Source organism: Roseovarius sp. EL26 (genome assembly GCF_900327775.1).
Taxonomy (GTDB): domain Bacteria; phylum Pseudomonadota; class Alphaproteobacteria; order Rhodobacterales; family Rhodobacteraceae; genus Roseovarius.
Genome location: NZ_OUMZ01000003.1, coordinates 25,470 through 46,061, shown reverse-complemented (window position 1 = coordinate 46,061; position 20,592 = coordinate 25,470). Strand labels below are relative to the sequence as shown.

Below are 20,592 nucleotides of genomic sequence, written 5' to 3'. Positions count from 1 at the left end.
CCTTTTTATTTTCTAGAATTGCAGGCCGAACCCAAGCCGAAACTGCAGGCCATCGCTCAATTCACCAAACATACCGTCCACGCCCACCTCGACAAAACTGCTTTCATCCGGTTCATACAGGCCCAAATCAAATGAGATCAAGCCAAGCTGATCGTCAATCGTGCTGACATTAACAAACCCACCATCCGCCGCGCTGGCCCCTGCGAAGCCCCCAGCTACAGACACGGTATCTGACGACGAGAACATCGCGCCTGCGCGTAGACTGGTACGCAGGTCATAGGTCGCAGACATCCGCCTTTGCGTACCAACCTCTAGCGAAGGAGTGAGTGAAAAAATCATCTGTCTATGGTTCTGCAAGGTCACACCGGACGACAAGGCCTGCCCATTAGCACTGGTTTTCAGCATTGTTGTATCAAAGGCCAGCGCGGGCTTCAGATACGTCTGGCTACCCTCAAATTGATGGTCATAGGCCAAGCTGAGCCGGATGTTCTGATGGCGCATTTTGTGACTGATATTGCTCACCGCTGTGGTGTCAACAACGCCACCGCCCGGCAAGGTGCCGCTAAAGCCCCCTGCGCGTTGCGTATCATACCGCGTGCGCCCACCAGACCAGCTTCCGGCGATTTCCCATGGCCCGGAATATTTGGTGACGGAAACACCAAAGTTGAACCGCTCGCCTGAGGCATTGTAGAGCGGTCCATTGGTCAGGCTAACCTGATCATAACCCAAGGCAAATCCAGCATAGAGATCTTCGCCAATCGCGTAGCGGAATCCAGTCGACAGATTGCTACCGTTGATGCTTAGATCATTGTCGATCACTGTCTGTGACCGATCAAAACTAGATCCTGCGATCGACATCCAGGCACATTGTCGTGGATCAGCACCAACCGCATGCGCGGTCAGATCTTGGCAATTGTGCATCGCATCGGCAAAGCGCATCGCCCCATAATAGCTATCAATCACGTTGGAGGCGTAATCACCAATGGTGAGGCTATCGATAGCTGCAATCACCGCTGCCTCAGATGTCATGTTCCCAATCAACGCAAACAATTGCCCCTGCGCGGCAGAGCCCTGCCCGTTCAGAACCTGATTGATGTAATCGCCTACTGCTGCCTGATTGCGGTTCATGTTTGGTGTCGAATAGTCTGGTGTCACGACCAGATTAATTGCCCCACCTCCACCGGATGTTGCAGCAAGGGCACCAAGGGCGAAAGAACGTCCAGCCACGAGGGGACTTGCGCCGCTCGTCACCGAATTAGTAACCTGAATCGAATAATCGAGAACAATAGTGTCCTCAATGATCGTTCCATCATCTGCAACGACCCCGTCCGCATTGATCAAAGCCAATGGCAAGGCCCGTTCCAACGTATTGAGCTGTGGCAATAGCGTGCCGCCCATTGTTGCATTTCCAGTGGCATTGATCAGGTCGCTATCGCCACCTGCAGCCCCTGTGGTGCGGAAATAAACATCAAAGGTCGAATTTGCCGTCGCACCAAATGCAATACTGCCATTCAACGCTGTTGTCTGACTGACATTGCCCGTGAACACAAAGTCGCTGACCTTCACATCTGCTGACAACGGCGCTGTCATGCTGGACACCGCCCCAAGTATCAGATCTCCATCAACCTGCATTCTGCCAGCTGCGCCCAGATCGATTGTGTCCTGCGCATAGAATGTCCCGCCTTGCTCGACATTCAGACCATTGGAGCCGCCACCCAGATTGAGGTTACCAAAGGCCGCACCAGACAGATTGATGTTTTCATTTCCGGCTCCACCCAATACTAACTGGCTGTTGCGGGCCATTAGCAAACTGTCACCGGAAAGGGTCAGCTTGTTCTCAGTGCCACCCTCCACAATAATCGAAGCCACGTCGTCCTTATCACCGGTACCGCCCATCACCACGCCATCAAAGCCAAGTGTGATGGCATCTGCACCATCCCGGCCCTCAGATTGCGCCACAACAGCAACGCCGCCTTCACCAACAGACAGAAGATTACCGTTCAGGCCCATATCAATGGTGTTACCAGATCCAGCTCCACCTGCACTGCCGCGGAACATCGCATCAACCGCACCGCCGCCACCGCCCAAGGACTGCGCCAGAACGCCAATTGCGTTGTCGCCCAAAGTCATGACATTACCGGTCTGGGTGAAATCAATCACGCCGCCGTCACCGCCATTCGCAGTCGACAAGGTCAAGGCAATGTTCTCGGCTGCCAAATCTGTTGACACGAGACCGCCACCGCCACCAATGCTTTGCAATACAAACCCGTGTGAACCCGCGCCCGTTGTTATCATTCCCCCGGCATTGGTCATAGTGATACCACCGCCATCGCCAGTCGAATCGTCTTGCGCACCCAACATGACAGCTGCTGCGCCCAGACCAGACAAAATCGCCTCGCCGCCACCAGCACCGATACTCTGGACAATCTGACCAAAAGCGTTGTCGCCGGTTGTGCTCACATCTCCATTCAAAGTCAGGCCGACATCACCACCATTATTGGTAAAGCTGGGGTCAGCGCCCAAAATCACGCTGGCGCTTTGTGTGCTATCTGCTGTGCCATCGCTGGTGTTTTGCAAGACAAGCTTGCCCCCACCGCCACCAATAGATTGGGCTGATCCTGCAGAAGAGAACGCGCCAGCCGTGCTGACATCCCCTGTCCGTCCGCCGGTGACATTACCGCCACCCGCATTGCTGGTATTTATCGCACCAAGCCGGGCACTCAAATCAATACCTTCGCCCTCAGCCACGCCAACTGTTGTGGTCGCCATTCCGCCACCGCCACCAATGCTTTGCAGCATCATGCCTGTTGATTGGTCCAGCGCCGTCACGATGTTGCCGCTATGGCTTTGATCGATATCATTACCCGCCATACCGGACACATCTGTGCCACCCAAAGCGATGTCGCTGGAAACGACCGTACCTGTGCCGACCGAGGCACTGGTGGACGTTGCTGCTGAGCTAACCACAGAAGCACTACTTGCAGCCGCAGCTGCTGTTAAATCCGGTGCCTTGAAATCAACGAAGGTGTCGACATTACCTCCACCGCCATTAACTGACTGGGCAAAGACCGCCTCGCTGCCGGCACCATTTACAAAGATATCGCCAGTGGTATTGACCGTTACTGTGCCTGACGTACCGGTCGACCCTTCACGTGCGCCCAAAACCTGCGAGATAACGAAATCCGCTGCCGACACCAATGGAGAAGAAACCGAGTAGCCAGCATTGCCACCGCCGCCACCGACCGATTGCGCATAGATGCCAAAGCCGTTGTCACTGTTGACCACAATCATCCCGCTGTGGTTCACCTCAACGTTGCCACCGTTGGCTCCGTCTCCGCCCGCGCCGCCGATAGCGATCTTGGTATAGGATTTTCCAGTCACTGTATTTTTGAGGTCATTTACGTCCATCGACACGGCCAAACCACCGTTACCACCGCCACCGCCAACCGATTGCGCCATGATCCCGTAGGCTGATGCCCCATCCACCTGAATGTCACCAGTATTGGTAACAGCAACATTGCCCGCAGTATTGCCATCGCCACCGCCGCCGCCAATGTTCAGTTGTGCGGTCGGTGAGCTGCTATCGCCGGTTTTAAGACGAAGCGTGCCAGTGAGTGACATACCGCCGTTGCCACCACCGCCGCCAATGGACTGCGCTAGAATGGCATGCGCCCCTGCGGCTCTGGTAACAATCGCGCCGTCGTTGGTCACCGTCGCATTGCCGCCGATACCGCCCGTACCACCAGACCCGCCAAGACCAAACTGAATGGCACGACGGGTTGAGGCCTCAGATCCGCCATAGCGGCCATCAACCGAGATGGTCGAACCGCCATTGCCGCCACCGCCGCCGATGGACTGTGCAAAGATGCCATAGCTGTCTTTGCCTGTGGTCTGGATGGTCGCATCGGATGTGTTGATCACGTCTACTGTGCTGCCCGCACCGCCTGTGCCGCCTGTGCCGCCAATCAGGATTGCGTTGGTAGTCGATCCATCTGAAGAACGGCCTAGAATGATGTTGCGCACCTGTTGTGCATCACCGCCACCGCCGCCGACAGATTGCGCATAGATACCAGCAGATTTTTCACCTGTGGTTTGGATAAGATCACGATTGGTTACAGTGACCGCTGCTGATGTCGCACCAGTTCCACCATTGCCACCAACAGACAGGGTCGCGGTGCTACCAATCTCCTTGCGTAGGCTGATGATCCGATTTTCAACCACACCACCCATGCCACCACCGCCGCCGATGGATTGCGCAAAAATACCGTGCGACATCATACCTGCGGTACGGATTGGTCCGTCGCTATCTACCGTCACAGTGTCTGAAGTCATCCCATCGCCACCGGTGCCGCCGATGTTTATCGACATTGTCGTCCCGACTGTAGATGGTTTGACCAAAGCTTTGATCGTATCAAGGTTCGATTGACCCGCTTGCACGATGCCGCCAGTTCCGCCCGCGCCGCCTACAGATTGCGCCACTAGACCAATCGAGCGTTCGCCAAAGGTCGCGATCTGAGCGGTGTTGGTCACATCAACTTTGCCGCCAAGGCCACCGGTACCGCCGGTACCGCCGATCGAGATACCAACAGACATCCCCCCACCGGCAGAGCTACTGGCTTTACCGCCGTTACCACCACCGCCGCCAACAGCTTGGGCGAACACACCGTGCGCATCTACGCCTTCGGTTACGACCAAACCTGATACATTCGCTGTCACATCACCCGCTTCGCCACCAGTACCGCCATCAAGCCCAACTGACAGGCTGGCTTTGTTGCCTTTGCTGTCGCCAGTTTTTGGTGTGCCAACGCTGACAGAAGTTGATGTCGAATTACCGCCACCATTCCCAATGGACTGAGCAAAGAAGCCGTAAGAGCGATTACCCGATGTGCGAATGGTCCCGTTTGAACTGGCATAAACATCCCCAGCGGCCCCCCCGGTTCCCCCGGTGCGACCGATCTGAATATTCACATTGCCACCATCCACGGAGGTTGAAGTGGAATTATAAGCCGCGTTGCCACCGCCGCCACCAACCGACTGGGCAAACAAACCGTAAGAATCTTTGCCACTTGTGTTGATGTTACCGGTGTTACGCACATCAACCTTGCCGCCAGTGCCGCCATCGCCCGTGCCGCCACCGATGGCCAAACCAAAGCCCTTGTTGGTCGCATCAGATGCCAGCTCATATGTCATGCCAAGGTTCAAGGCCGCGTTACCGCCACCACCGCCGATGGACTGACCAAAGACACCGTGACTGCTGTCTTGCAGAGTTATGACATCACCAAAGTGATCAATATCAACTTCACCGCCGTCCCCGGCGGTACCCGCATCGCCACCAATGGCGATGACCGCAGACATGCCGGTTTTCTTGCCCGAGGAATCCGCTGGGTTGGTTTTACCTTCAAGCTCGTCCAACACGTTGTTGTAATTGGCAATCACGGAATCATCGACACCTGAATTGGTCGGTGTTTTGCGATCCGTTGAATCGCCGGTGCCACCGTTGCTTTTGCTGCCCGTGGTTTTGCTGATCCCCACCACCGCATTAATCCCGGCATCACCGCCGCCGCCGCCGATACTCGACGCCTCGATGCCGTGCGATCCGACACCGTCGGTCTGAATGGTGCCCGCTGCTACACCGGAAGTGCCGCGTGCCACTGTCACATCGCCCGCATCTCCGCCACCGCCGCCAAAGCCACCGATGCCCATCGCAATGGGTGAGCTGTCCTTGGTGCCGACGAATGTCGCGTTGATCCCGCCGGTCCCGCCACCGCCGCCAATGCTTTGGGCAAAAATACCGCGGGCATGATAGCCATTTGTTGCGATATTACCGGTTTGGGTGACGTTTACATCACCTGCATGGGCACCGGTGCCACCGTGACCGCCAAGGCCGCCTACAATGCTCAAGTCGGTTTGGCCGCCAGAGCTGTTGGAATCGCCATAGTTCAGCTGCCCAGTCACATTCAACGCGCCATTGCCGCCACCACCTGCGATCGATTGCGCCAGAACACCATGTTTCCAATTGCCAGCCACCATCACAGTGCCGGTATGATCGACCGTCACATCGCCCGAGATGTTGCCGTCACCACCAAAACCACCAACCCCGAATGTGACCGAAGGGATCTTACCGTCTTTGCTGAGCGCAATGCCGCCAGACACATTCAAACCACCGTTACCGCCACCGCCACCGATAGACTGTGCCATCAGGCCAGCGGAACCATCAGTGTCTTGTTTTTCTTCGTTGAAAACACCCATGTCGATAAACAGCCGCTCTAATCCGTAAGTCGAGGCCAATTCTTCGGTTTCATTAACAATCGTATCGCCGAGGAAATCACGTAGTTTGCTCTCGAAACTATCGTCGCTGGGGATCGAAATATCATCAGGGTTGGTTGTGACCGTGATATCAGCCTGCGTTGTGACCACCACATCACCCGCAGTGCCGCCGTCACCGGCAAAACCACCAATGCCGACGATCAAAGAGCTGTCCGAAACGATACCGCCCGAGACGTTCATGCCCCCGTTGCCGCCGCCGCCACCAACTGACTGTGCCAGAATCCCTGACTGGCCAGTGCCATGGGCGCGGATAGTGCTGCCAGCGCCGACATCTACGTTAACGTTGCCCGCGCTGCCCCCGCCGCCGCCAAAGCCACCAACGCCAATCGCCACTGCGTAGGATTTGCTGTCGTCGGCTTGACCGGCGCCGGGCTTGCCACTGATCGCCAATGCGCCTGAAACATTGGTACCACCTGTGCCGCCGCCGCCGCCGATAGACTGTGCGATAATGCCACTGGCACCTTTGCTCTGATCCACGGCAAATGTGCCATCGGATTGCAATGCCATCGGCACCGCCTGAATGGCACCGGTGTAATCAAGATCAACTGCGCTGGCGCTACCGCCATCTCCGCCAAATCCGCCAACACCCGCCGCAACCGAGAAGATCGTATCCGAGCCAGATGGTTTGGTTAGTGACAGAGTGCCCGAGACATTCACACCCCCAGTGCCGCCACCGCCACCAAGGCTCTGGGCGAACAAGCCATGTCCGCCATCGCCCATGGTGTAGATATCGCTTTGGACATCCAACGTCACCATCCCGGCATCACCGCCGCCACCGCCAAAGCCACCAAGGCCAAGACCCACAGCAGCGCCTGATTTACCAGTGATGCTGACCGCGCCAGACACATTCAGTCCACCGGTGCCGCCACCGCCACCAACCGATTGTGCCATAACGCCGATGCTGTCTTTGCCTCGTGTGATGATCGAACTGTTCGAACCATCGCTCAATGCGCCCGCGCGCAGGGTGCTGGTCACGGTTTTGCCGTTACCCGCGCCACCGCCAAAGCCGCCGACGCCCAAGCTGACCGCGCCACCTTTTTCCTGTGACAGCGCCACCGTTGCCGACACATTGGTGCCGCCGTTGCCGCCGCCGCCGCCGATACTCTGGGTCAGAACACCCGTACTGCGGTCGCCACTGGTAGTTACGCCGCCCGTGACCGTGGATTGCACCAGATCACCTGCGTCTGCGCCACCGCCACCAAAGCCGCCAACACCGATACCAATCGCACCGCTTGTGGTGCGTGAGATGGACAAGGCCGCTGAGATGTTGGTGCCGCCGTTGCCGCCACCGCCGCCAAGACTTTGCGTCAGGATACCGGTTGAATCCACACCCATGGTGCTGACGTTGCCCGTGACCACTTGTGTCACGCTCTCAGCCGCGCCGCCGTCGCCACCAAAGCCGCCGACACCAATGCCAAGCGCGCCTGAGAACTTGTTGCTCAGCGAAATCGCCCCTGAAATATTCGTGGCCCCGTTGCCGCCGCCGCCGCCGAGGCTCTGCGCGATAACCCCGGCCGAGCGATCCTCAAGCGTTGTGGCCGTACCGATATATGTGCTGTTGACCACACCACTGGTGCCGCCATCTCCGCCAAAACCGCCGACACCGATGCCTGCGGCACCAGACCCTTCGCGCGCAATACTGATCGCGCCTGAAATGTTAAGGCCGCCATTGCCGCCACCACCGCCAACGGATTGCACCATAACAGCGGTCGAATCTTTGCCGGCCGTCATGACATTGCCCGTCACATGGCCAGTGGCGTCTTTCGCATTGCCACCATCGCCGCCCGATCCACCAATGCCAACACCCACCGCGCCGCCGCCTGAACCCGACAGGTTCACGGCCGCAGAGATATTCATGCCACCGTTACCGCCGCCGCCACCTGCTGATTGCACCAGAACACCACCGGAATTGGCGCCCATAGTCACAACATCACCGACAACCGTACCACTGGCCACATCCGCGCTACCACCATTACCACCGGATCCACCGATGCCGACAGATGCACCACCCGAAGCTTTGCCCGACACGGTTACCGTGGCCGAGATATTCATCCCGCCATTACCGCCGCCGCCGCCAAGGCTCTGCACAATCACGCCACCAGAATTGGCACCTTGCGTTCCAACATTACCGGTAAGCGTTCCGGTTGCTGTGCTTCCTGTCCCGCCAGTCCCACCAGCGCCACCCAGACCAACGGAGGCCCCTCCAGCGCCCTTGCCCGCCGCAGCAATCGCCACGGAAATATTCATGCCGCCGTTGCCGCCACCGCCGCCAACCGACTGAACCAACAGGCCAGAGGATGTTTCACCCAGCGTGACGATATTACCGGTGACATTGGCTGTAACCGCATCGGCATTCCCACCGCCATCACCGCTGCCGCCAAGACCGACCGCCGCACCGCCTGCGCCCGTGCCTGCGCCGCCAACCGAGGCCGAGACATTAAAGCCGCCATTGCCACCGCCGCCGCCAACTGATTGCGCCACAATCGCGCTGGATTGTGCGCCTTCCGTGCGCACATCATTTTCGACAGTCAGTCCGACAACGCCGCCGTTGCCGCCACCGCCGCCTGAACCGCCAAGCCCCACGCTGATTGCACCAGCCCCGGTTCCTGCACCAGCCAGGGCAGGTGAGACATTGAATCCACCGCTGCCGCCACCGCCGCCAACTGATTGCGCCAAAATACCAACTGAGGCACCACCTTGTGTGGTCACATTCGCCGTGGTTTTCGCGGTGATCTTGCCACCGTTACCGCCACCATCACCTGAACCGCCTAATCCAACCGACAAGCTGCCTGCACCGGTACCTGCTCCCGATATGCTTGGTGCAACGTTAAACCCACCGTTGCCGCCACCGCCGCCAATCGACTGCGCGACAAAGCCGTTGGAAGCGAAACCGTTGGTCAAAATTGTGCCATTCGACGTCAGAGTGACGTCTTTGCCGTCACCGCCGCCAGCACCCGAACCACCCAAGCCAACGCTAAGCGCGCCACTACCTGTGCCCGCTGCAGAAATCGCCGGCGCGATATTAAAGCCGCCATTACCACCACCGCCACCAATGGACTGCGCTACCACCCCGGAAGAGTTATCGCCGCGCGTCTCGACCGCTGCGGTCGAGGTACCGGTCACAACACCCCCGTCACTGCCGGTGCCGCCATCACCACCCAAGCCAACACTGATTCCGGCACTGCCGGTGCCCGCGCCTGAAATGGTGCCTGAAACATTAAAGCCGCCATTGCCACCGCCCCCGCCAACAGATTGCGCCAGAAAAGCAGTCGAGTTATCACCTTGTGTCAAGATGGTTCCATTCGAGGTCAGATTGACTGTCCCCCCAGTACCACCGCCATCACCCGTGCCGCCCAAACCAACACCAATTGCGCCGCTGGCTGTACCTGCGCCGGACAATGCTGCCGAAACATTGAAACCACCGTTGCCGCCGCCCCCGCCGATGGACTGCGCCACAACGCCTGATGAATTATTGCCGCGCGTCTCAACCGCCTTGGTCGAAGTGCCAGTCACAGTCAGGCCGTTGCCGGCACCACCACCATCACCGCCAAGACCGACCGAAATGCCCGCTCCTGCAGTGCCCGAACCCTGCACCGCTGCGCTGATGTTAAAGCCACCGTTACCACCCCCGCCGCCGATAGATTGCACAAGGAATGCGGTTGAAGACTCGCCCGTGGTTAAGATTGTACCGTTCGAGGTCAGCGTGGCATTGCCACCATTACCACCACCGTCGCCAGTGCCGCCAAGGCCAACGCTCACTGCACCAGAGCCGACACCAGCACCCGCACCAGAACCGCTGACATTAAAGCCGCCGTTACCGCCACCACCACCGATGGATTGCGCCACTACGCCAGACGATCTGTCGCCAGTGGTTTGAACTGAGTTTGTGCTGGTCAGGTTCACCGTGCCACCGATAGCACCGGTTCCGCCATCGCCGCCAAGGCCAACCGACACCGCACCACTGCCAACACCTGCTCCCGCCAACGAGGCGCTCACATTGAACCCGCCGTTGCCGCCGCCGCCGCCAACAGATTGCGCCAGAATGGCTGTTGAATCTGATCCACCTGTTGCGACCGTACCAGTTACACGACCGGTAACAGATTTTCCAACTCCGCCCCCGGCTGCATCGCCGCCAAGCCCAACTGTCACGGCACCGCCGCCACCGCCCGCGCCAGCAATGCCTGCGGTGACGTTAAAGCCACCGTTGCCACCACCACCGCCGATGGATTGGAAAACAACGCCGCTCGAGGAATCTTCGAGCGTTACCACATCGCCAGCAACCTGCGCCTCAACCACGCCACCGTCACCGCCAGTTGATCCGCTGCCGCCAAGGCCGACACCGATGCTGCCTGCGCCCCCGCCGCCTGCGGCAACACCCGCCGTAACGTTAAAGCCGCCATTGCCGCCACCACCGCCAACGGACTGAACCAGCACCGCGGTAGAACGTTGACCTTCGGTGCGCACATCACCATTGATCCGCACGCCCGAAACAGTGCCACCAATGCCGCCGCTGCCACCTGAACCACCCAGACCAACACCAACGGTGCCCGCGCCTCCGCCACCAGCCGCCAATCCTGCAGCCACGCTAAAGCCACCGTTGCCGCCACCGCCGCCAATAGATTGCACAATCACCGCGCTCGCATCATTGCCGCGCGTTGTTACATCTGCATCGATCTGTGCGGCGACATCACCACCATTACCACCGCCGCCAGCGCCGCCACCAACACCCACGCTGATCGACGCCGCAGCCCCGCCGCCAAAGTCAGCACTTGCCCCAACCGCATAGCCGCCGTTACCACCGCCGCCGCCAACCGATTGCGCCAGAATACCGCTTGAGAAATCGCCCTGCGTCAAGATCGTGTCGCCACCAGCAATCAGGGTCACTGCACCACCGGTGCCTGCACTACCAGCGGTGCCACCAGCTCCGACATTCACACCGATTGCAGCGCCGCCGCTGGCGCTGATCCCGGCGGCCACGCTGCCGCCGCCATTACCACCACCGCCACCGATGGATTGCGCAATCATTGCGGTTGAGCTGTTTTGCGTGGTTGTGACATTTGCCTTGTTATAAACGCGCACAATGCCACCATTGCCGCCGCTTCCGCCCGATCCGCCAACACCGATTGAAACATTGCCGGACATCAGCGCCGAGGCCCCGCCTGTGGCCGCAACCGCAAGGCCGCCGTTACCGCCGCCGCCGCCAACAGATTGGAACAACATGCCGGTCGAGCGTTCACCTGTAGTGATCACTTGGCCGTCAAATCCTGAGGCTGTTAGAGTACCGCTGCTATTCACGGTACCAACCGTAACAGTACCGCCCTTACCGCCTGAACCGCCAGAGCCCCCGACACCAACAGCCAGTGATCCCGAAACCGGGCCTCCGGACACGGCCACGGAAACCGCATAACCGCCGTTACCGCCACCGCCGCCAATCGACTGCAAGATAACACCAGCCGCATCGTCGCCACCGGTTTGAACCGAGGCAGAACCAGAGCCCGCTAAGGTCGCAATGCCACCATCTCCGCCAGCACCGGCTTCACCACCTACGGAAACCGAAGCTGACGCGCCAAAACCAGCCGACACAGCAACTGCGCCGCCGCCGTTACCGCCACCGCCACCAACGGATTGAACAAAGACACCTGTTGACCGGTCGCCCGACGTCTGAATCGCCGAAGGTTGGCTTGGATCTGTATTCGACAGGCTCACGCTTGCCGTGCCACCTTTGCCGCCCGCGCCGCCATCGCCACCGATGGCAACACCCGCAAACACGCCAACGGCAACAGATGACCCGCCATTACCGCCGCCGCCGCCAATCGATTGCGCCAGAATACCCATGGCGTCATCACCGCCGGTGGTAATGATGCCGTCGTTGACGATTGTAATGTCTGCACCATCGCCGCCGCCATCGCCGCTACCGCCAACCGACACCATACCGCCGGTTGAACCGCCGTCACCTCCACCGCCGCCGATACTTTGCGCAATAATGCCCCGTGCACCTGTGCCTGACGTAACGATACTGCCTTTGTTCGTCACGCTCACGTCATTGCCGTTGCCGCCATTTGCGCCATCACCACCAACCGCGACCAGACCATAGGCATCAGTACCAAAACCACCGCTGCCACCAATGGATTGCGCCATAATACCATCAGCACCATAGCCGTAAGTAACGATGGAACCGGTGCCTTGTACGGTCACGCTCACTTCGTCACCGTCACCACCGTCTGAGCCCATGCCACCACCAGCGATTGAGATCAATCCGCCGACCACGCCGCCCGAGCCGCCGCCGCCGCCAACAGATTGTGCCAGAATACCGCGTGCATACATGCCTTTGGAGGAATCCGTCGCGCTGCCGGTTTGAATCGCTCCTGCATGGCTGATGGTCACCTTGCCGCCATCACCGCCGTTATCAGAGCTGCCACTGACCGAAACGATCAGGTTGCCGCTGGTCCCGGATGAACCACCCGAGCCCCCGATGGATTGTGCATAAATGCCGTTGGCGAAATCGCCTTGTGTAATGATTTGGGATCCGGCGTAAGTGTTGACAGTCACGTTGCCACCGTTGCCACCGCCACCGCCACTGCCTGAGCCACCGAAAAGCCCCCATTGAGACCCCCCGCCGCCAGCAGTGTCTGACATGCTCAGGGCGTAAATGCCGTCAGAGGCGTCACCGGTTGTGAAAATCTCACCGTATTGATTGACCGTAACATTGCCGCCAAAGCCCGCATCACCACCGGAACCGCCGCTTGGGGCCGCGTATCCGCTCCCGCCATTACCCGCCTGGCCACTCCGGCTAAAGGCAAAGATCCCGTCATTACCCTGTCCGCCCGTGCCGTTGCCCGAGGTCTGAATCGTACTACTGGACGATTGCGTGGCATTGACCGTCCCGCCATTGCCAGCGTCGCCACCGCTTTTGCCGCTAAAGAAGCTGGCATATGAATCGCCGCCGTTACCACCATCACCGCCAATGCTCCCGACAATCCAGCCTGCATTGCTGGACGCATTCACATCACTGCTTAGTGTTTTGGTTTGTGTCGGCCCATTGTCGCCATCACCGCCCGATGCAGGCGGTACAAACAGGGCACCGTCACGTCCGTTACTACCATCCCGGCCATAGACAATCTGACTAACACCTGTTGCCCCAACAACATCCACGGGTGGGGTCAATTCACCAGGCGTATCTGTGCCCACAAAGTTGCTGTTGTAGTTTGACAGCGTCAATTGTGTGGATAACGGGGCTGTCCCTGTTGCACCAGCTGTACTCAGTTGTGCAGTTGTGCCCGAAATCGAAGAGATCGTGTAGGCAACGGGTGGGTTATCTGCGTTATAAATGGTGTCGCCTGCAGATTTGACCAAAAACACATATCCATTCGCCGTCTCGACAAATGCTGTATCCCCAGCTGTCGGGGTTGATGCAGGATCTACCACCAGTGACGATACCGTCGTGAAATTGTTGCTGACCGGGTTATAAACCTTTTCATTTAACGATGACGTATCAGATGGCTGGTAATATCCCGGCTCGTCATTGCCGATAAAGTTACTGGTGTATTCTGCAGTCGTGACGCCCGAGTATAAATACGAGTTGCCACTCAGCGTCGCCCCCGTGAACCTAACAAGGCTGCCCGAAATCGAACCAATGGTGAACCCGTCAGCCGGGCTATCGTTATTGTAAACAATCTGCCCCGCCGTTTTGACCAAAAAGGTGTAGCCATCTTCGGTTTGCACAAAGGCAGTATTACCTTTTGTCGGGGTGCCATCCGGATCAGCAATAAGCGCAGAAACTTTCGTACTGCCTCCGGTCACCGGATTGGTAACTGTGTCCCCGACCTTTGACGATGCTGTTGGTGTTGCAAAAACTGGCGTTGCCATCACCGCCATAACCGGCAGAAAAATATAAAATGCAGCTTTCAACGAAGCACCTACTTCCGAGACCTAAATCTCAACTAAAGTTACCCAACACCGACCTGTGCTTTCCTAGCGGACCTAAAGTTATTACCGGCACATTACGCAGATACAACCCAGTCTTAAATAAACGTAGCGTCTGCAAAACCAATGTGAAACCACCATCAAGGAACCTCTGGGCCTTTCTGAAATCCGATGACCGATTTACAACAAATGCACACAAAGCGACTGCCTCACGGCACATCACAACTAAGCAGAGGTTACTTTGTGTAAGGATATATTTTAGTGCGCAAAGACACAGATGTTAAAATTTTTCCTGGAATTCGGAAGGTTTGGCGCTACGCTACGCCCGTCTTGTGGGTCTCTTGCTCTGCATCGTGAAATTTGATTTCGCGAATTCCTCCAAACAGCTGGCGCTGTTCAAGAAATGGGCGTGGCTGTCGACGGTTTGTAGCCGCTCGGGGTGCGTGCAGAATTTCTTCCAGCACCTGCAGTTCAAAGTACCCGCAATCATGTCACCCATGCGTTGGTGGCTTTTATTAATAAGCGGAATAAGCAAAATTCCAACCGTCCATAATAGCCGTGCCCAGCCCCACGTCGCATCGAACTAGCCTGCAAACATCGTTGACAAAGATACCTGACGTTAGCGCGTTGCAATCTACCCTTGGCCCTCTGGATGAAGCTGGATAAACCAATGGTCTGTATTGAATGGAGTTTGCCTTGAATCATTCCACCCCTTCCCCCGCAGCTGCCCGGATTTTTTCAACAATCTCAACTGATATCGCGGCCTCGGTTGCGCAAGTCAAAGCCGCAGTCGGATTGTTGGACGAAGGTGCAACCGTGCCATTTGTTGCGCGGTACCGGAAAGAGGCAACTGGGGGCTTGGACGACACCCAGCTGCGCCTGCTGGCAGATCGTTTGACGTATTTGCGCGAGATGGAAGCGCGGCGCGCAACTATTCTGAACTCAATCAGGGATCAGGACAAACTAACCGATGATCTGGCCCGCTCCATTGCGCAAGCCGAAAGCAAATCCACGCTGGAAGATATCTATCTGCCGTTTAAGCCGAAACGCCGAACCAAGGCGATGATCGCCCGGGAAAACGGATTGGAGCCTCTGCTTCGCGCGATTATCGCTGATCGTGCTTTGGTGCCCGAAGATCTGGCACAAAGCTATGTGAACGACGCTGTCGCAACCACCAAAGATGCCTTGAACGGCGCGCGTGATATTCTCACTGAAGAGCTATCAGAGAACGCTACACTTCTTGGACATCTGCGCGATTTCATGCGGCAAGAGGCGTTCATATCAGCCAAGCTTGTGCCGGGGAAAGAACAGGTTGGCGCAAAGTTCTCGGACTATTTCGACCACCGTGAAAAGTGGGCCGATATCCCATCGCACCGCGCACTTGCGATTTTGCGAGCGGCTAAGGAAGAGATCGTGGTGATGGAAATCGCCCCCGACGCAGAAACCGGCGAGACCCGCGCGATTGGCATGATCGCGGGCGTGTTGGAAACCGTATCAGAGAACTCCGGCGATCTGTGGCTGCGCACCGTCGCGCGTTGGACCTGGCGGGTGAAGCTATCGCTATCGCTTTATATCGACCTTTTATCAGAGCTGCGCCAACGTGCACATGAAGAGGCCATCTCGGTGTTTTCACGCAACCTCAAGGATCTTCTGCTTGCTGCACCGGCCGGGGCGCGGGCCACATTGGGGCTTGATCCGGGCATCAGAACCGGGGTGAAAGCCGCAGTTGTGGATGCCACAGGTAAGGTTCTGGAAACCGCCACGCTCTATCCGTTTCAGCCCAGAATGGATGTGCGCGGAGCTGAGGCGAAAATCATCGACATGGTCACCCGCCACGGGATCGAACTGGTCGCTATCGGCAATGGCACCGCCAGCCGTGAGACCGAACGTCTGGTGGCAGATACGCTCAAACTGCTGCCACCCGGAACCAAGGCCCCGACCAAAGTGATTGTGTCCGAGGCCGGCGCGTCGGTCTACTCGGCGTCAGAGCTGGCGTCACAGGAATTCCCAGATCTGGATGTGTCTTTGCGCGGTGCGGTCTCGATTGCCCGACGCTTGCAGGACCCATTGGCAGAGTTGGTCAAAATCACCCCCGAAAGCATCGGTGTGGGGCAATACCAGCACGACGTCGATCAACGCCGGTTAAGCAATGCGCTTGAGGCTGTCGTCGAAGATGCGGTGAACGCAGTGGGCGTTGACCTCAACATGGCATCTGCACCGCTTTTGGCGCAGGTGGCAGGGCTTGGGCCATCTTTGGCCGGTGCCATCGTGTTCCACCGCGACCTGAACGGAGCGTTCAAATCACGTCAGGCCTTGTTGGATGTGTCTGGCCTCGGGCCAAAAGCGTTTGAGCAATGCGCCGGATTTTTACGGATCCGAGATGGGGAAGAACCACTTGATGCCTCATCCGTACATCCCGAAGCCTACGAAGTCGCGCGCCGCATTGTCTCTAGCTGCGGGCGTGATATCCGAGACATCACGCGACAGGGCGCTGGCCTCAAGGCGTTGGAAGCTCGTGATTTTGTCACCGATGCGTTTGGCCTGCCAACCGTGCGTGATATTTTCACCGAGCTAGAAAAGCCCGGCCGCGATCCGCGTCCAGAATTCAAGACGGCCAGCTTTACCGATGGCGTTGAGGACATCAAAGATCTCAAACCCGGCATGTCATTAGAAGGCACAGTCACCAACGTTGCCGCCTTTGGGGCCTTTGTGGATATTGGCGTGCATCAAGATGGACTGGTGCATGTCAGTCAATTAGCCGACCGCTTTGTCAAAGATCCACATGAGGTGGTCAAGGCCGGTGATGTGGTCAGGGTGCGCGTAACTGAAGTGGATATCCCACGCAAACGTATCGGCCTGACCATGCGCAAAACCGTGGATGAAGGGCAAAAACAACCGCTCCGCAACCAACACCAAAAGTCCAATAAAAGCAAAGCAGTGTCTGCTGCGCCCAAGGCCGGAAAGTCAAAACCACCCAACACAGGTGCCGGCAATGGGGCCCTTGGCGCCGCGCTTTTGGATGCGATGAAAAAGAAAAGCTGACGTTCAAGAGCTGTATTTGGCATCATTCGGGTGTCGTTCAAACACCCGAATGTTCTGTGCTGTCTTGTTGCGTATCGCTGGCACCGCCAAAGCAGTGCCAGACAACCCTCAACCCAATACGGTTTTCACCGCACGTACAGTGGCAGCTACAACGGTGTCCGCTTCTTCACGGGTCAGACAGAAGGGCGGCGCAAAGCCAAGAATATCACCCTGAGGCATGGCACGCGCAATGACCTTGTCTTGCGCCAGAAGCGTGGCAGAGATCTGCGGGCCAATCTTATCAGCCGCGTCAAAGAACACCCGGTTGTTTTTGTCTTTCACAAACTCCACAGCACAGAGCATGCCTTCACCGCGCACATCACCAACATGGGCATGATTGCCCAGCGCCTCTGTCATGCTTTGGTTCAGATAGGCTCCGATTTCACCGACATTCGTCACCAAATCAAGCTCATCAATCAGCTTCAGATTTGCCACACCAGCCGCCGCTCCGATGGGGTGTGCCGAATATGTCCAGCCATGGCCAATTGGACCGTTTTCATCTGTGCCCTGCTCTAACACGGCCCAAACTTTATCGCTGATGATAGAGCCTGACAGCGGTGCATAGGCAGACGTCATGCCTTTGGCGATTGTAATGATGTCAGCCTCGATCCCGTAGTGATCTGAGCCGAACATCGTACCCAGACGACCAAACCCTGTGACCACCTCATCGGCGACCAGCAGAATGTCGTGTTTTTTCAACACGGCCTGAATCGCTGCCCAATATCCCGCAGGTGGTGGCACAATACCCCCGGTGCCCAGCACCGGTTCACCGATAAAGGCCGCAATCGTGTCAGCGCCTTCGCGCGCGATCAGCGCTTCAAGCTCGGTCACGCAATGCGCCACGAACTGTTCTTCGGTCTGATCAAGATTGTCGCGGCGATAATAATAAGGGGCTTCGGTATGAATCACATTATCGATCGGCAGGTCGAACTTCTTATGGAACAGCTCCAGCCCGGTCAGTGACCCGGTCACAAGGCCCGACCCGTGGTATCCCCGCCAACGCGAAATGATCTTCTTCTTTTGCGGGCGGCCAAGGATGTTGTTGTAGTACCAGATCAGTTTGACGTTGGTTTCATTCGCGTCAGAACCGCCAAGGCCAAAATAGACCTTCGACATGTTTGCTGGCGCCCGGTCCAAAATCATCTTCGACAGGGTGATCGAGGCCTCGGTGCCATGCCCAACATAGGAATGGTAATAGGCCAGCTCGCGGGCTTGTGCGCTGATGGCTTCAGCGATCTCTTGTCGGCCATAACCGACGTTCACGCAATATAACCCTGCAAAGGCATCCAACAATTTCACGCCATCGCGGTCTTCGATATGGACACCATTGGCGGTTTTGATCACCCGGTTCGGGCTTTCGCCCCGGGCGTGCTGCGCCAGATGGGTTGACGGGTGAAAAAAATTCTCGCGATCCCATTCATCAAGTTGGTCGTTTTTCAGCATTCTCTCACTCCTCATGCCCAGTTACGGCAAACATATTTAGTCCCAGGGAATGTCAGTCATTATATACTCGCATTTAGACCAAACATTGGGCCTTCTGCAGAGGATTCATCTACTATCATTTTTTAAGCCGTAGTTTCGTCCTTGCCAGTTGCAATCAGGGAAATCGGCGGCAAACCAGAGCCTTTGACCGGCTTGGTGACAACATAGGTATAATAACGCGCCAGACCGATACGAGCATCAAGCATTTCATCAATCAAGCGCTGATAGGCATCAATATCACGGGTGACAATCTGCAGAATGTAATCAAACCCACCCCCCAGCGCCCAGCAGGCCATAACCTCTTCGTATCGCTGCATCGCAGCCTCAAAAGCACGAAAACTGGCCGAAGTATGTTCGGCCAGTTCAACAGTGGTAAAAATCGTGACATGCGGGCCCAGTTTTCGCAAATTGACCTCAGCCCGGTAGCTTTCAATCACGCCCGCTTTCTCAAGCTTTTTCAGGCGTTCCCAGCACGGTGTCGGTGACAAGCCCACACGATCCGCCAAAGCCGCCTTAGTGATGCGACCTTCGCGACAGAGCACCCTCAATATATCAAGATCACGCGCATCAAGCCGCATTGTCAGCCCTTTACCAGCATTTTGCGAGGTACGTTTGCCAGGCATTCGTGGCCGGCTTGGGTGATGCGGATGCTTTCGGTGATCTCAAAGCCCCAATCCTCCATCCAAAGGCCCGTCATGAAATGCAGTGTCATGTTTTCGCGCAGCACGGTCTTGTCACCAGGGCGCAACGAGAAGGTGCGCTCGCCCCAGTCGGGTGGGTAGCTGACACCGATGGGATAGCCGGTGCGGTTGTCTTTGGTGATACCGTGTTTCTTCAAGACGCCGAAGAAGGCGTTGGCGATGTCCTCACAAAAATTCCCCTCTTTCGCGGCATCCAGCCCAGCCTCCATCCCTTCGAGAACAGCATTTTCAGCATCAAGGAACGTTTGCGTGGGCTTGCCCAGAAAGACAGTGCGCGACAGCGGACAATGGTAACGATGATAGACCCCTGCGATCTCAAAGAATGTCCCTTCGCCGGATTTCATCGGCGCGTCATCCCATGTCAAATGCGGTGCCGCCGCATCTGAGCCGGAGGGCAACAGGGGGACAATTGCCGGATAATCACCACCAGCCCCGACTTCAGGGTCATAGCGCAGGGCAGCATCGTAGATATCCGCCACCAGATCACATTTACGCAAACCCGGTTCGACCTTATCAAAGATACGATCATGCATTCGGCCGACAATCCGGCCTGCGGTGCGCATATAGTCAAGCTCTGTCTCGGATTTGATCGCGCGTTGCCAATTGACCAATGCATTGGCGTTGGCAAATCTCGCATTTGGTAGGTGCTGTTGCAGCGACGCAAAAGCCGCAGCCGTGAACCAGTAATTATCCATTTCAACGCCAATGGTGCCTGTATTCAGCTTACGATCAGCAAGCTGCGCCGACAGGTAATCCATCGGATGGCGTTCAGTAGATTGCACATAGTGGTCGGGATAACCGATGATGTTTGAGGGATCCATAAAGCAGGTTCTGAGCGCCCCATTGGCATCTTGTCCACGGCCATACCAGATCGGTTCCCCGCTCAATCCCAGTACCACACATTGATGCACATAGAATGACCAGCCGTCATAGCCGGTCAACCAATTCATATTGCTGGGATCAGTGATGACCAAAAGATCCAGCCCATGTTCCTGCATTGCTTGTCTGGTTTTTACGATACGTGCAGCGAATTCATCGCGCGAGAAGTAGAGTTTTGGTTCAGGCATAATCTTGATCC

The 20,592-nt window shown here is 57.2% G+C and carries 5 protein-coding genes; 1 reads left to right on the top strand and 4 read right to left on the bottom strand.

The window, feature by feature from the left end; translation table 11 throughout:
• Positions 1 to 12: 12 nt before the first annotated feature.
• Positions 13 to 14,235 carry a hypothetical protein gene (locus D9A02_RS01195; protein ID WP_120499161.1) on the bottom strand — a complete coding sequence of 4,741 codons (14,223 nt, stop codon included), beginning with the start codon at positions 14,233 to 14,235 and terminating at the stop codon, positions 13 to 15.
• A 699-nt stretch (positions 14,236 to 14,934) separates the two neighbouring features.
• Between D9A02_RS01195 and D9A02_RS01190 the strand changes: the two genes are divergently transcribed.
• Positions 14,935 to 17,292 (top strand): Tex family protein, encoded by a 2,358-nt coding sequence (locus D9A02_RS01190; protein ID WP_120499160.1) that lies wholly within the window; start codon positions 14,935 to 14,937, stop codon positions 17,290 to 17,292.
• Between the two features lie 108 nt (positions 17,293 to 17,400).
• Here the strand turns inward: D9A02_RS01190 and D9A02_RS01185 are convergent, their stop codons facing one another.
• The 3 genes from D9A02_RS01185 to doeA form a co-directional block, all read right to left on the bottom strand.
• A complete protein-coding gene (locus D9A02_RS01185) occupies positions 17,401 to 18,774 on the bottom strand; it encodes an aspartate aminotransferase family protein (protein ID WP_120499159.1) in 1,374 nt (457 codons plus the stop codon).
• Between the two features lie 122 nt (positions 18,775 to 18,896).
• Entirely contained in the window at positions 18,897 to 19,391 is a 495-nt protein-coding gene (locus D9A02_RS01180; protein WP_120499158.1) for an Lrp/AsnC family transcriptional regulator, read from the bottom strand.
• A 2-nt stretch (positions 19,392 to 19,393) separates the two neighbouring features.
• Positions 19,394 to 20,581, bottom strand: coding sequence for an ectoine hydrolase DoeA (gene doeA / locus D9A02_RS01175; protein ID WP_120499157.1), 1,188 nt, complete (start codon positions 20,579 to 20,581; stop codon positions 19,394 to 19,396).
• Positions 20,582 to 20,592 lie beyond the last annotated feature (11 nt).

Excerpts from the sequence above, each read along its gene's own strand:
- D9A02_RS01190 (WP_120499160.1), top strand. The coding sequence starts at position 14,935 with ATGGAGTTTGCCTTGAATCATTCCACCCCTTCCCCCGCAGCTGCCCGG.
- D9A02_RS01185 (WP_120499159.1), bottom strand. The coding sequence starts at position 18,774 with ATGCTGAAAAACGACCAACTTGATGAATGGGATCGCGAGAATTTTTTT.
- D9A02_RS01180 (WP_120499158.1), bottom strand. The coding sequence starts at position 19,391 with ATGCGGCTTGATGCGCGTGATCTTGATATATTGAGGGTGCTCTGTCGC.
- doeA (WP_120499157.1), bottom strand. The coding sequence starts at position 20,581 with ATGCCTGAACCAAAACTCTACTTCTCGCGCGATGAATTCGCTGCACGT.